Source organism: Leptolyngbya sp. 'hensonii' (assembly GCF_001939115.1).
In the GTDB taxonomy this organism is placed as follows: domain Bacteria; phylum Cyanobacteriota; class Cyanobacteriia.
In genome coordinates, this window is the sequence record NZ_MQTZ01000054.1 from 56,951 (window position 1) to 71,103 (window position 14,153).

Sequence of the window (14,153 nt, forward strand, 5' to 3'; positions counted from 1 at the left end):
CCGATCCCACCTTTCTGACCCAATCAGGAATTCGACTTCAGCCTAATCTATCCTCAATTTTTGGCTGAATCTATTGTCTATTAAGGTATGATAGTTCTTCTGGACTTACTGACTCCATCACTCCCGGTAGATCTCCTAGAATAAAACCTGAGGGGAAACTTAGGGATGTAGGCGTGTGCTGGACATTCTGTAGGCAGAGCCTCCTTTCCAGGAGGCAGGATTGCTATCGTGAAATGTTTACACACTGACGGATCTACGGGGAGACAGACCCAATTGCGACGCCAGTCAACCACTTTAACTACTAGAGATAGAGAAACTGTCCGGGAAACAACTAGCATGGTCAATCAGGAATTAATCGATATCGGCTTTACCCACGAAGATTTTGCGGCCCTACTGGATAAGTATGACTACCACTTTAGTCCTGGCGATATTGTTGCCGGTACAGTGTTCAGCCTCGAGCCGAGAGGTGCTCTGATTGACATTGGTGCTAAAACGGCAGCCTATATTCCCATCCAGGAAATGTCCATCAACCGGATCGACAATCCGGAGGAAGTGCTGCAATCCAACGAAACCCGCGAATTCTTTATCCTGACCGATGAGAATGAAGACGGCCAATTGACCCTTTCTATCCGGCGCATTGAGTACATGAGGGCCTGGGAAAGGGTACGGCAGTTGCAGGCCGAAGATGCAACGGTCCGTTCCAGTGTTTTTGCCACCAATCGAGGCGGAGCTTTGGTCAGAATCGAAGGGCTGCGTGGGTTTATTCCTGGCTCCCACATTAGTACCCGCAAACCCAAAGAAGATCTCGTTGGGGAAGAACTGCCCCTCAAGTTCCTTGAGGTCGATGAAGATCGGAACCGGCTGGTTCTGAGTCACCGTCGGGCCCTCGTTGAACGCAAGATGAATCGACTGGAAGTTGGAGAAGTCGTTATCGGTACGGTACGGGGCATTAAACCTTATGGTGCCTTCATCGATATCGGCGGTGTCAGCGGCTTGCTTCACATTTCCGAAATTTCCCACGATCATATCGACACCCCTCACAGTGTGTTCAATGTCAATGATGAAGTCAAAGTCATGATTATTGATCTGGATGCTGAGCGGGGCCGAATTTCCCTTTCCACCAAGCAGTTGGAACCGGAACCGGGCGATATGGTCAAGAATCCCCAGGTGGTCTACGACAAAGCAGAAGAGATGGCGGCCCGCTATCGCGATCAGGTGCTGTCCAAACAGCAACAGCCTGTCGCTGAAGAAAGTCCGGTGGGAGAGGATGTTGAAATCCTGGAAGAGGCTCCTTCTGCGATCGATGAAGAATAAGTTCTCTAGGATTGTCTGACTCGATTGGCTACTGTTTCCTGCGATCATCAGATTTTCCAGAATATCCAGGCGGTTGTCTTTGATAAAGACGGCACTCTGGCTCGTTCTGAATCCTACCTATACCAGGTGGGTTCTCTCAGGGTAGAACTCCTGGACACCCAAGTTCCAGGAGTTGGCAAACGTCTGGCCCAGGCTTTGGGATTACGTCAGCCTAATTCTCACCCGCCCACTGTTCATCCAGCGGGCATTCTGGCGGTTGCCAGTCGTCAGGTAACTGAATTTGCTGCGGCGGCCTATGTCACAGAAACAGGTTGGACCTGGCCAGAGGCCCTAGATCTGGTCCAAGCAGCTTTTTCCGAGGCAGAGCTGGTTTTGCAGCCTAAGTCAGCCTATACCCCTTTGATTGAAGGGGTGTTCCAGTTGGTACAACGCTTATTCCAGGCTGATATCAGGATGGCGATCGTCTCAGCTGACACCACCGATAATATCTGGGATTTCATCCGGCGTTATGAACTGGATGCCTATGTGCAATTCGCCGCAGGGGCTGATCAGGAGTTCCAGAAACCTGACCCCCGCCTCCTTTATCAGACCTGCCAAGCCTTAGCCGTTGCTCCAGAACAGACCCTGGTGATTGGAGATGCCGATACAGACATGAGGATGGCCCGATCGGCCCATGCCGCTGGCGCGATTGGGGTAACCTGGGGTTGGATTGACCCTCCCCAACTTCAGCAGGCCACGATCGTCATTCACCACCCCACATCGATGCAGGTGAGGGGGTGAGTTATTTTACTCACTTCCCTTTAGTGCTATGATGTCCTGACTATATAGGAATGCGTGAGATAATATTTTCTGTTCTGACTCCCGAGCCAGGACAAAAAATGCGTTCTTTAGCCGTCTAGCCAAGAAGGGGTTGAATCCTTGTCCCGCCACTATTTTTTTACTTCCGAGTCTGTTACAGAAGGTCACCCCGATAAAATCTGTGACCAGATTTCCGACACCATATTAGACGCTCTCCTGGCTCAGGATCCCCTCAGTCGAGTCGCTGCTGAAGTCGTCGTCAACACGGGTCTGGTTCTGATTACTGGCGAGATCACCTCTCAGGCCCACATTAATTATATTGAGCTAGCTCGCCAGAAAATCGCTGAGATCGGCTATCTTGGGGCTGATAGCGGTTTTTCTGCCCACAGTTGCTCTATTCTGATTGCCCTGGATCGTCAATCTCCTGACATTGCCCAGGGTGTCGATGCTGCCCACGAAACTCGGGAGCAATCCAGTGAGGAGCGATGGGATGCCATTGGGGCGGGTGACCAGGGTATCATGTTCGGTTTTGCCTGTAATGAAACCCCTGAATTGATGCCCCTGCCGATCAGCCTGGCCCATCGCATTTCTCGCCGGTTGTCCGTCGCTCGTAAGACCAACCAGCTTCCCTATCTGCGTCCAGATGGCAAAACCCAGGTCACCATCCTTTACGAAGATGGTCGTCCCATTGGCATTGATACCATCCTGGTCTCGACCCAGCATGCACCCACGATCGGGGAGATTACCGATGAAGCTGCGGTTCAGGCCAAGATTAAAGCGGATCTCTGGGAAGTTGTCGTCCTACCCGTCTTTTCTGATCTAGCCATCCAACCCGATGCCAAAACGCGCTTCCTGGTTAACCCAACTGGTAAGTTCGTTGTGGGCGGTCCCCAGGGCGATGCGGGTCTTACCGGTCGGAAGATTATTGTGGATACCTACGGCGGCTATTCCCGCCATGGCGGTGGAGCCTTCTCCGGTAAAGACCCCACCAAGGTAGACCGGAGTGCGGCCTATGCTGCCCGGTATGTGGCCAAGAATATTGTGGCTGCAGGTCTAGCCGAAAAATGTGAGGTTCAGTTCAGCTATGCCATTGGTGTCGCTCGCCCCGTCAGCATCATGGTAGAGACCTTTGGCACTGGAACCATCGATGACGATCGCCTGCTGGAACTGGTTGTTCAGAACTTTGAACTCCGACCGGCTGGCATTATCGAAACCTTCAACTTACAGAAACTGGTAGCAGAACGGGGAGGCCGCTTCTATCAGGATGTCGCTGCCTATGGCCACTTTGGTCGCTCTGATCTGGACTTACCCTGGGAGCAAACCGATAAGGCAGAAATTCTGAAGCAGGCTGCCAGTAAGGTATTGTCCAGCGCGGTTTAATTAAGTTCAAGCTATTTTGCACCGTACCTTCATTCGGGAGGTATGGTGCTAGGCGTCCTGCATGATTTCTGGTAACAAGGTTATGGCTTGACGATCCCCAGGCATTTGGGGCCAGGGCCTGTGCATTTCCCCGGCTGCCATATTCCCGCCATCGGCATGCTCCCAATTCAGCGTTCCATCTTTCCCGATCGGGATGGGATGGTTGGCCCGAACATAATGATAGAGCATCGGCCAGAATTCTACGGTCCGGCCATCCTGATGGCGAACGATCACCGCCCCATCATTGGTTCTGGCCTGACAGATCGGACACACAGCAAAAGAGCGAATGATGCAAGGCTCCACGACCACTTTGCCGGATGGACTGGTGATGCGATCGGCAAAAGGAAGATCAGGGTTTTGATAGGGATCCAGTTGTGCAACCTGGAGGACCGCTGCTGCTAACGTCATCGTTTTCCCTCGAACTCGGAGAGAGGACTCAGGGGCATTGAACACTCGGTAACTGATAGAAGATGAGGGATAAGGAATACCCAAAAATGGAAAACTCACTTTCAGAATGCTCGACAAACCCCCGGCGTTCATAGAAGCTCCGCGCTTTGGCATTCATGGCTTCTACTGCAACCATGACCGTTCGCAACCCCATCTTCTGCACCGCATGCAAACCCAGGTCAACGAGGGCCGTTCCAATACCAACCCCTTGATTCTCGGGCATGATGTGGATGCGAGACAATTCAGCGACCCCATTTAATCGGCAGACAAACTGAGCAAATCCGATAATCTGCTCCTCGGCCTCGGCGACGAGAAATACGGATTGGCCAGAGGTAATCGCAACCTGGAGGGCCGGGGTAGAGTACCAGGTCGCGATCGCCTGGGCCTGCACCTCATCCGGGATAATGCCCTCATAGGTATGGACCCAGCTTTGATGCGCAATCTTCTGGATTGCGGCAATATCTGTAAGCGTAGCAGGCCGGATCCGACTCAGGACTGAACTCATGGTTGAACGTCCTCCTGCTTCCAACATACAGACAATTTCAGCGAGATAGAAGGGGGCAGGGACGTGCCCCCTAGGGTCTATGCCGCTGAAAACTGCTGTCATTGATCGGAGGTTGGGTTGGTTCAACCCTGGTTATCCACAATCTCAGGCCCTCTTCCCGGCAGTTATGGTCACACCATTCATAATGGGAGTAGTTGAGTATTCTCTTCTAGCTTGTTTATGACAGTGACTGCAGAACGTATCGATAATCCCCTTCTGATCGGTAAAGGCTTACCCCCCTTCGATCGCATCCTCCCTGAACACATTGTCCCAGCGATCACCCAATTGCTGACTGAGATGGACGAGGACCTGGCCCATTTGGAGGCAGATATGACCCCCACCTGGGCAGGGTTGATGGAACCCTTGCAACATTTGGAGGAACGGCTGAGCTGGAGTTGGGGCGTGGTCAGCCACCTGATGGGGGTGAAGAACAGCCCCGAACTGCGGCAAGCTTATGAAACCATGCAGCCGGAGGTGGTCAAATTCTGGACCCGTCTAAGCCAGAGTCCAGTGCTGTACCAGGGCTATAAAGCCTTGCGAGACGGAGATAACTGGAACTCCCTGGATGAGAGCCAGCAACGGATTATTCGATCGGCCATTCGGGATGCAGAACTCTCCGGAGTGGGGCTGGAAGGAGAAACACGAGAACAATTCAATGCCATTCAACTGGAACTGGCCGAATTATCCACTCGCTTTTCCAACCATGTGTTGGACGCCACCAAGGCCTTCAGCCTCACCCTGACCCAACGGGAAGAGGTAGAAGGTCTACCTCCCAGCCTGCTAGCTCTGGCAGCTCAGGCCGCCCGAGCTGCTGGTCAGGAGTCCGCAACTCCAGAATCTGGTCCCTGGCGAATCACGCTGGATTTCCCCAGCTATGGGCCATTGATGCAGCACAGCCGCCGCCGAGAATTACGGGAACAGGTCTATCGGGCTTTCATCAGCCGCGCTGCCAGTGGGGATCTGGATAACAAGCCCCTGATCGATCGCATCCTGATTTTGCGTCAACAAATGGCTGCCCTACTGGGTTATGCCAGTTATGCTGATCTGCGCCTAACTGAACGGATGGCCCCCAATGTGGCTGCGGTGGAAACCCTGCTGGAGCAACTGCGGCAGGCCAGCTACAATGCAGCTCTGGGTGAACTGGAAGACTTGCAGGCTTTCGTTCGAGAGCAGGATCCGGAAGCAGCTCAGGCCCTCTGCCACTGGGATCTGGCCTTCTGGTCTGAACGGCAGCGGGAAGAAAGATTTGCCTTCAATGCCGAAGAATTACGCCCCTATTTCCCCCTGGAACAGGTCCTGTCCGGGCTATTTAACCTGGCCCAGCAGTTGTTTGGCGTCACGATCACGCCAGCCGACGGGCTGGCATCCGTCTGGCATCCTGAGGTGCGCTACTTTCGTGTTGCGGATGAAACTGGTGCCGCGATCGCCTACTTCTACTTGGACCCTTACAGCCGTCCAGCGGAAAAACGGGGAGGAGCGTGGATGGATGTCTGTTTGAATCGGGGTCAGGTTGGCACAGGTGATCAGATCGCCATCCGGTTGCCAGTTGCCTACCTGGTCTGCAATCAGACCCCCCCTATAGACGACAAGCCCAGCCTGATGACCTTCACAGAAGTCGAAACCCTATTCCACGAATTCGGCCACGGGCTCCAGCACATGCTGACGCGAGTCAACTACTCCAGGGCAGCAGGTATCTCGAATATTGAGTGGGATGCCGTCGAGTTGCCCAGCCAATTTATGGAGAACTGGTGCTATCACCGGTCCACCCTCTTCCGCCTCGGTCGCCATTATGAAACAGGTGAACCCCTGCCCGAGCATTACTATCAGAAACTCCTGGCCGCCCGAACCTACATGAGTGGGACTGCCATGTTGCGACAGATCCACTTCAGTCTGGTCGATCTGGAACTGCACCACCGCTACCAGCCCGGTGGGTCGGAGACCCCCTTTCAGGTGCGCGATCGGCTGGCCCAAACCACCACTGTTTTGCCCCCTCTGCCAGAAGATGCCTTCCTCTGTGGCTTCGGCCACATCTTTGCGGGGGGATATGCCGCAGGCTACTACAGCTACAAATGGGCGGAAGTTCTGAGTGCTGATGCTTTCTCCGCCTTTGAGGAGGCCGGTTTAGAGGACGAGGCCGCCCTCTCCCAGGTAGGGCACCGTTTCCGGGAGACGGTCCTAGCGCTGGGGGGCGGTCAGCACCCGATGGAGGTCTTCAAAGCCTTCCGAGGACGGGAACCCGATACAACCGCTCTGTTACGTCATTACGGTCTGGCAGCCTAAGCTACGGCACAAAGTCAGGGAGATAGCCCCCTGTACTCTATCTTCCTGACTGATTGATGTCGATCGTCCCCTACTATGGTTGTGAACAATTTTCTCAGTCGGTTTGGGCCTGAAATTCTCCAGCGATCCTCAGAGCACTTGTTTCTGGTCGGCACTTCTCTGGGTATCGCCATTTTGATCGGGATTCCTCTGGGTATTCTGGTGACTCGCCAGCCCCTCCTGAGTAAACCTGTGATTGGGCTGGCCAACCTGGTACAGACCATTCCCAGTCTGGCCCTGTTTGGCTTTCTGATTCCCCTGCCCCTGGTAGGAGGAATTGGAGCCCGAACCGCGATCGTGGCCCTCACCCTTTACTCCCTATTGCCAATTATCCGTAACACCTACACTGGCATCACAGGGGTAGACCCATCTGTGCGGGAGGCAGGACTGGGCATGGGCATGACTGACTGGCAACTCCTGGTTCAGGTGGAATTCCCCCTGGCTCTGGGCGTAATTTTGGCGGGTGTTCGGGTTGCCACAGTGATTGCCATCGGGCTGGCGGCGATCGCGTCCCCGATCGGAGCTGGTGGCTTAGGGGACTTGATCTTTCGGGGAGTAGCCGTGCTGGATCACCAGCGGATTCTGGCAGGTGCCATCCCGGCAGCCCTGATGGCCTTACTGGCCGATATCCTGCTGGGCCAGTTGGAATCCCATTTCTCTATCCGAAGAAGCCTATGAAACTTATGTTCCGCAACCTCTCGCTGATCTGTGGTCTCCTTGCATTCCTGCTAGTTTTGAGTCTGAATGCCTGTCAACCGGGGGCACCGAATCGGATTGTGGTAGCCTCCAAAAACTTCACTGAGCAAGTCATTCTAGGGGAACTGGTGGCCCAGCAGATCGAAGCCAAAACGGGGTTGCAGGTCGATCGTCGCCTCAATCTGGGGGGCACGCTGATCTGCCATCAGGGCATCCGAGCAGGAGCCATCGATCTGTATGTGGAATACACCGGCACAGCTCTGACCGCTGTGCTCAATCAAGCCCCCCTAACCAACCCTAAACAGGTTTATCAACAGGTGAAGCAGGCCTATGCCGATCAGTTTGCTCTGGAGATCACAGCCCCCCTGGGCTTCAACAACACCTTCGCCATGATTGTGCGGGGAGAGGATGCCCGCAAATTCCAGATTCAAACCCTGTCTCAGGCAGCTCGATACAGTTCTCAATGGCGACTGGGGGTAGGGCCGGAGTTCTCCGACCGACCCGACGGCCTTCCCGGACTGATCAAAAGTTATAATTTAACATTTGCAGCAGCACCCAGGGTGATGGATTTAGGACTGCTATATCAGGCCCTGACGGAAAAGCAAGTGGATATGGTGGCCGGCAACGCCACTGATGGCCTGATTGCCAGCCTGAAGCTCGTCGTGCTGCAGGACGATCGGCAATATTTTCCGCCCTACGAAGCGGTGCCGGTCATCCGCCGCCAGACCCTGAACCGCCACCCAGAATTGGGGAAAGTCCTGCAAGAGCTGGGCAATCAAATTTCGGAGGCGGACATGCGCCGCCTCAATTATCAGGTCGATGGGGAAAAGCAGGAAGTCAGACAGGTGGTCCAAGCCTTCCGCCAAGGCAAAGGGTGGTAGACGCTACCGGAACATGCTGCTGACAGAGCTATCTTCGTGAATTCGCCAGATGGTTTCACCCAGAAGATTGGCCACTGAAAGAACCGTGAGTTGTGGAAAGCGGTGCGCCTCCGGCACAGGAATCGTATTCGTGACGATGACCTCTTCAAAGATACCGCTGGACAGTCGATCGGCTGCAGGGGGTGAAAAGACTGCATGGGTGGCGCAGGCATACACCTGACGGGCACCCTGTTGCCGCAACAGACGGCCTCCTTCCGTAATAGTCCCGCCGGTATCAATCATGTCGTCCACTAACACGGCAGTCTTACCAGCGACATCCCCAATCACATTCAAGACTTCAGCCACATTATGAGCCTGACGGCGTTTATCAATAATGGCCAGAGGAGCATCGTTGAGCTTCTTGGCAAAGGCTCTAGCCCGGGCCACCCCTCCGACATCTGGGGAAACCACCACAATATCGGAAAGATTCTTGCTCAGCAGATACTCCAGAATCACTGGCGAACCATAGACATGATCGAAAGGAATATCAAAATACCCCTGAATCTGGGCAGAATGAAGGTCCATGGCCAGCATCCGACTAGCACCAGCCTGCGTAATCAGATTCGCCACCAGCTTGGCTGTAATCGATTCTCGTCCGGCTGTTTTGCGATCGGCCCTGGCATAGCCATAGTAAGGAATTACTGCCGTAATCTGGCGAGCTGAAGCTCTGCGGCAGGCATCGATCATGATCAGGAGCTCCATCAGGTGATCATTCACCGGCTGACAGGTCGGCTGAATCAAATACACATCACAGCCACGGATGGACTCCTGAATCTGGATATAGAGTTCTCCGTCAGCAAACCGTTTACGAACCATCGGCCCCAGGTCCATACCCAGATAGCGGGCCACTTCCTGGGCTAAAGGAACATTAGCAGAACCAGCAAACAATCGAAGGCGATTGTTATCAGGAATCGAAGTCAGTGCAGACTGAAGGGCCAAAGTTGCAGAATGGATCACAGAGTTCCCCCGGGCTTACTCTTCGCAATCTATAGGATGGATACAGAGACGAAACAATAATCAGGCTCAAGCTCTCAATCAAGCAAGGCCAGATTCATAGAATTAAACGTTTTCGCAAACCAATAAAAACCAAGCAAAAATCTAAAATTAATCAGTTAAGAAAAGCAATCGCAGGTGTTGAATAGTTAAGACTCTTAATCTCGAATTAATAATCCCAATCAAATCCCCAATTAAATCTCCAATCAAACGGCCCTATCCACCCCAATCAACGACAATCCCAAGTGGTAGTTTACTGCAAGTCTTGAGCAGCTATCATTCAGCAGTTCCTCATTCAGGTCATCCTTCCCGAGAGCATCCCAGTTTTGCAAGGTTGCCCTCATCCCCCAGCCCCTTCTCCCAAAGAGGGAGAAGGGGAGCCAGGTTCAAAGTCCCTCTCCCGTTCTGGGAGAGGGATTTAGGGAGAGGGCTACAAAAGTGGGATGCACTCTCCTTCCCTGGATTGTTCAAGCTTGGAGACTGAAGCCTGGATGATTAAGTCTGAATGTTCAAGAGTTGTTCAAGAGTTGTTCAAGAGTTGTTCAAGAGTCAATGATAATAGATGAGTGACCAAGGACAGCGATAAGCTCTATGTCAGGATTCCCAAAGCAATAGGCCTTCAATCTGAGATCCGGAAAATCATAAATGTAGTTCCAGGCCAGCGATCCGGGCATAAGCCCCAGGTGATCAAAGACTTGTTCAATTAGAACCGCAAGATCTAAGTTAACAAAGATTTTATTACTTCGTCTAAGGAGTATCTTCAGCAGTTCTGCGTAGAAAAGCAGAAATTCTCAAAAATGGCCCTCTCTTCTGACGCATCCATCTGGATCACTGGTCCTACTGACAGCGGAAAAACGACCCGTTTGGTGCGGCAGTTTTGCACATGGGTCCAGAATCCGACTGCCTCTCAAGCTGCGTTCGATCGTTCTCCTCTGATCACAGGCAATCCCCCGACACCCCGACGCTCGGAACTGCAGATCCTGGCTGCGGGCATGCTGGTTTTTGCCGCAACCGGAGACAATCGTCTGGATCTGACCGATCGGATCGCAACAGCGACCGCCGGAGACTGTCCTGTTGCATCCAAAACCCCCGCTGGTTTCTTCGAAGATGAGGTAACTCTATTCTGGCCCCTCCTGGTGCAGCAGCTCAATTTAACCGCTCAGTTCCCCATTCGGCTCCATCCCGAAACCGAACAGGAACTAGCCACCCGACTCTGGCACCCGACCCTGGAACAGGGTCTGCTGAAACAAGCCAACCTGGGGGAATCCCGTCTGGTACGGCAGTTCCTTGACCTCCTGCAACTGGCTGCCCTCAGTGGTACACCCCTGGAAGACATCCCGCCCCTGTTGCAGATGGGCCTGCCCACCCTGGACCTGCCCTGGGAGGAGGTAGGACAGCTCTTGCTCCAGTGGCGGAGCTGGTGCCTGGAACGGGGGCTGCTCACCTATGGCATCACCACCGAGCTATATGGGCGCTACCTGCTCTCCCATCCCACCTATCAGCAGCATCTGACCCGCCGCTACTGGGCTGTGCTAGCGGATGATGTGGACAATTACCCCGCGATCGCCCGTCATTTGTTCGAGATTTTAATGGATCAGGGCACAATCAGTGCCTTCACGGAAAATCCTGATGGGGCCGTGCGCCTGGGCCTGGGAGGAGATCCAGACTATTTGAGAAACCTGAGAACCCGTTGCCAGGTGGAAACCCTAGACCCTCCGCGAGACCGTACAGGTGCTCAGGTTGGCCCCATCGCCGTCCAACTGGTCACCGATCCCCTGTTTCTGGCCCAACTGCCTGATTTCGTCCAGGCCATCCAGAGGACCTCACGAGCCCAGATCCTGCGGCGGACTGCAGAGGTAATTCTGGCTGGCATTCAGACGGGGCAGATCCAACCCCAGGAGATTGCTGTCATTGCCCCCGGGTTGGATGCGATCGCCCGCTATACCTTGACCAATATTCTGGGTAGCCAGGGTATTTCAACCCTGACGCTGAATGATCAATATCCTCTGGCCAGTTCAGTCTTGGTACGGGCCTTGCTCACCCTTTTGACCCTGATCTACCCCGGTTTGGGGCGATTGGTTGATCGAGATGCCGTCACCGAGATGCTGGTGGTCTTAAGCCAGCGATTCAGCCCTGAGGCGGTCAGCAGGATCACAGACCCGCAACCGGGGGCAACTACAGAGTCTCCTGATCCAGACACCTCCCCCATCCTCACCCGGGATGGACAGATTTTCCCGACGATCGACTTCGTTCGGGCCAGCCTGATTGCCGATCATTGCTTTGCCCCCCATCCGGAGCATCCCCGTCTGCTCCCCGCTACTGCCTTTCCCCGCTGGGACCGACTGGGCTACCAGGCCACCACCGTCTACGAGGACATCCTCCACTGGCTGGAAGACCAGAAACACCAGTTAGAACAACGGCTGATTCCCAGCCCGATCGCGATACTAGATCGGGCCATCCAGCGCTTTTTGGGGGGTGGCAGTTTCCTACCCTATGACCAGTTAGCCAGCCTACGGGAGTTGATTGAGAGTGCTCAGCATTACTGGGAGGTTCATGCCCGCCTGCGCCAGAGGGATGGGCAAACTTTCTCCGATGGAAACATAACCCGGCCTTGGGTGAAAGTCCCAAATTATGAGACGGTGGGGCAATTTATTGAGTTGTTGCGGAGTGGGGCTATCACAGCCAATCCCTTTCCAGTGCGATCGCCGGGACTGGTCGATCGGGCCGTCACCCTTTCCAGTGTGTTCCAGTATCGCTCCAATCGCAGTCATCATCGCTGGATCTTTTTGCTAGATGCAGGTTCCAGTCGCTGGCTCAGTGGCAGTGATGTTCTATTTGGGGCTCCCCTCTTCCTCCACCAACGATCAGGACGGACCCTCACCGAGTTAGACATTCAGACAGAGTACGAGCAACGACTGCGACGGATTCTTCTGGATTTGTTCACCCGCGCCGAAGAACGGGTCTTCCTCTGCTACAGTGACCTAGCTGTGAGTGGCCAGGAACAGGTGGGGCCTTTACTGGCTCTGGTCAATGCTGCCGTTCCCTATGGAGAGACGATCGGGGCGGTTGAATCCTGAGACAAAGGGTGGTTCGATATGGGATGGCTGATCTTATGAACTTGCAAGGGGATGGTATATGGCACGTCTGGCACTCCTGAGTGTTTCGGATAAAACCGGATTGATTGAATTTGCCCGCAGTCTGGTCACAGAATTCGACTTCGACCTGATCAGCAGTGGGGGCACAGCAAAAACCCTGAAAGACGCGGGTCTGCCAGTGACCAAAGTATCTGACTACACCGGCTTTCCGGAAATTCTGGGGGGTCGGGTCAAAACCCTACATCCCCGCATCCATGGCGGCATTCTGGCCCAGCGCAACCTGCCCCAGGATCTGACCGACCTGGAAGCCCATCAGATCCGACCGATCGACCTGGTCGTCGTCAACCTATATCCTTTTGAGCAGACGATCGCCCGCCCAGATGTCACCCTGGCCGAAGCGGTGGAGCAGATTGATATTGGGGGTCCAGCCATGCTGCGGGCCTCAGCGAAGAACCATGCCCACCTGACTGTCCTCTGTCGTCCCCACCAGTATGAGCCTTACCTACAGGCATTACGGGAAGCTGGTACCCCCTCAACTGCATTCCGCCTGGAAGCGGCCCGTCAGGCTTTTGAGCATACTGCTGGGTACGATCGGGCCATTACAACCTACCTGGCCAAACAGCAATCCAGTGAGACCCCGCCTCTTACTCAGTCTGATTCCTTCACCCTCGAGGGACATTTGCTCCAAGCTTTGCGCTATGGGGAAAACCCGCACCAGGCTGCCAACTGGTATCACACAGGCAACCGTCCAACAGGTTGGGCCGCAGCCACCAAACTACAGGGGAAGGAACTGAGTTACAACAACTTGGTGGACCTGGAAGCGGCCCGCCTGCTAATCTGTGAATTTATCCAGGAGCCAGACCGGGCAGCCGCAGCCATTCTTAAACATACGAATCCCTGCGGTGTAGCCCTGGGGGCCAGCCTCGCGGAAGCCTACCACAAAGCCTTTCAGGCAGATTCCACCTCTGCTTTTGGTGGGATCGTAGCCCTCAGCCGTCCGATCGACGGTGAAACCGCCAAAGCATTGACTGAAACTTTCCTGGAATGTGTGGTCGCTCCGGGCTGCGATCCAGAAGCAGAACAGATTCTCGCGGCCAAATCGAAAGTGCGAGTGCTGATTCTGCCCAATTTGGAGGCGGGTCCTCGCCAAACCGTGGCGTCGATCGCAGGGGGATTTCTGACCCAGGATGCGGATGATCAGCCGGTGAATCCCTCTGGCTGGCAGGTAGTGACCCAACTACAGCCCACTCCAGAGCAACTAGCAGAACTCCAGTTTGCCTGGAAGGTCGTCCGCCATGTGAAGTCCAATGCCATTGTTGTCACCCGCGATCAGGCGACCCTGGGGGTGGGAGCCGGTCAGATGAACCGGGTTGGTTCCGTGCAACTGGCTCTGCAACAGGCAGGAGAGGCTGCTCAAGGCGGGGTTCTAGCCAGTGATGGGTTCTTCCCCTTCGATGACTCGGTACGCACCGCTGCTGCTGCCGGGATTGGGGCGATCGTCCAACCAGGGGGTAGCCTGCGGGATCAGGACTCGATCAAAGCTGCCAATGAACTGGGCCTGGTGATGGTTTTAACCGGAATTCGGCATTTTCTTCATTGATTATGCTA

11 protein-coding genes are annotated in these 14,153 nt (G+C 54.4%); 8 read left to right on the plus strand and 3 right to left on the minus strand.

Annotated features, from left to right (window positions below):
- Positions 1-336: 336 nt before the first annotated feature.
- From BST81_RS23395 to metK, 3 genes are all read left to right on the plus strand, one after another.
- On the plus strand, positions 337-1,314 hold the full coding sequence (locus BST81_RS23395) for a 30S ribosomal protein S1 (protein WP_075600936.1): 978 nt from the start codon (positions 337-339) through the stop codon (positions 1,312-1,314).
- Positions 1,315-1,338: 24 nt separating this feature from the next.
- Entirely contained in the window at positions 1,339-2,094 is a 756-nt protein-coding gene (locus tag BST81_RS23400; protein ID WP_075600937.1) for an HAD family hydrolase, read from the plus strand.
- Positions 2,095-2,232: 138 nt separating this feature from the next.
- Positions 2,233-3,492, plus strand: a complete 1,260-nt coding sequence (gene metK, locus BST81_RS23405; protein ID WP_075600938.1) for a methionine adenosyltransferase — start codon at positions 2,233-2,235, stop codon at positions 3,490-3,492.
- Between the two features lie 48 nt (positions 3,493-3,540).
- Here the strand turns inward: metK and BST81_RS23410 are convergent, their stop codons facing one another.
- Positions 3,541-3,939, minus strand: a complete 399-nt coding sequence (locus BST81_RS23410; protein WP_143780467.1) for a hypothetical protein — start codon at positions 3,937-3,939, stop codon at positions 3,541-3,543.
- 28 nt (positions 3,940-3,967) lie between these two features.
- Entirely contained in the window at positions 3,968-4,483 is a 516-nt protein-coding gene (locus BST81_RS23415) for a GNAT family N-acetyltransferase (RefSeq protein WP_075600940.1), read from the minus strand.
- Positions 4,484-4,702: 219 nt separating this feature from the next.
- Between BST81_RS23415 and BST81_RS23420 the strand changes: the two genes are divergently transcribed.
- The 3 genes from BST81_RS23420 (at position 4,703) to BST81_RS23430 (ending at position 8,418) form a co-directional block, all read left to right on the plus strand.
- Entirely contained in the window at positions 4,703-6,802 is a 2,100-nt protein-coding gene (locus BST81_RS23420) for a M3 family metallopeptidase (RefSeq protein ID WP_075600941.1), read from the plus strand.
- A 75-nt stretch (positions 6,803-6,877) separates the two neighbouring features.
- Positions 6,878-7,519, plus strand: a complete 642-nt coding sequence (locus tag BST81_RS23425; RefSeq protein ID WP_075600942.1) for an ABC transporter permease — start codon at positions 6,878-6,880, stop codon at positions 7,517-7,519.
- Positions 7,516-8,418: a glycine betaine ABC transporter substrate-binding protein gene (locus tag BST81_RS23430; protein ID WP_075600943.1), complete on the plus strand. Its 903-nt coding sequence runs from the start codon at positions 7,516-7,518 to the stop codon at positions 8,416-8,418. The genes BST81_RS23425 and BST81_RS23430 overlap by 4 nt, the downstream gene beginning before the upstream one ends.
- A 3-nt stretch (positions 8,419-8,421) precedes the next feature.
- Here BST81_RS23430 and BST81_RS23435 read toward each other — a convergent pair whose 3' ends face one another.
- Positions 8,422-9,396, minus strand: coding sequence for a ribose-phosphate pyrophosphokinase (locus BST81_RS23435; RefSeq protein ID WP_363080745.1), 975 nt, complete (start codon positions 9,394-9,396; stop codon positions 8,422-8,424).
- Positions 9,397-10,247: 851 nt separating this feature from the next.
- On the opposite strand from BST81_RS23435, the gene BST81_RS23440 reads away from it, so the two are divergent.
- Together BST81_RS23440 and purH are read left to right on the plus strand one after the other, a co-directional pair.
- Positions 10,248-12,527, plus strand: a complete 2,280-nt coding sequence (locus BST81_RS23440) for a hypothetical protein (RefSeq protein ID WP_075600945.1) — start codon at positions 10,248-10,250, stop codon at positions 12,525-12,527.
- Between the two features lie 58 nt (positions 12,528-12,585).
- Entirely contained in the window at positions 12,586-14,145 is a 1,560-nt protein-coding gene (purH, locus tag BST81_RS23445; RefSeq protein WP_075600946.1) for a bifunctional phosphoribosylaminoimidazolecarboxamide formyltransferase/IMP cyclohydrolase, read from the plus strand.
- Positions 14,146-14,153 lie beyond the last annotated feature (8 nt).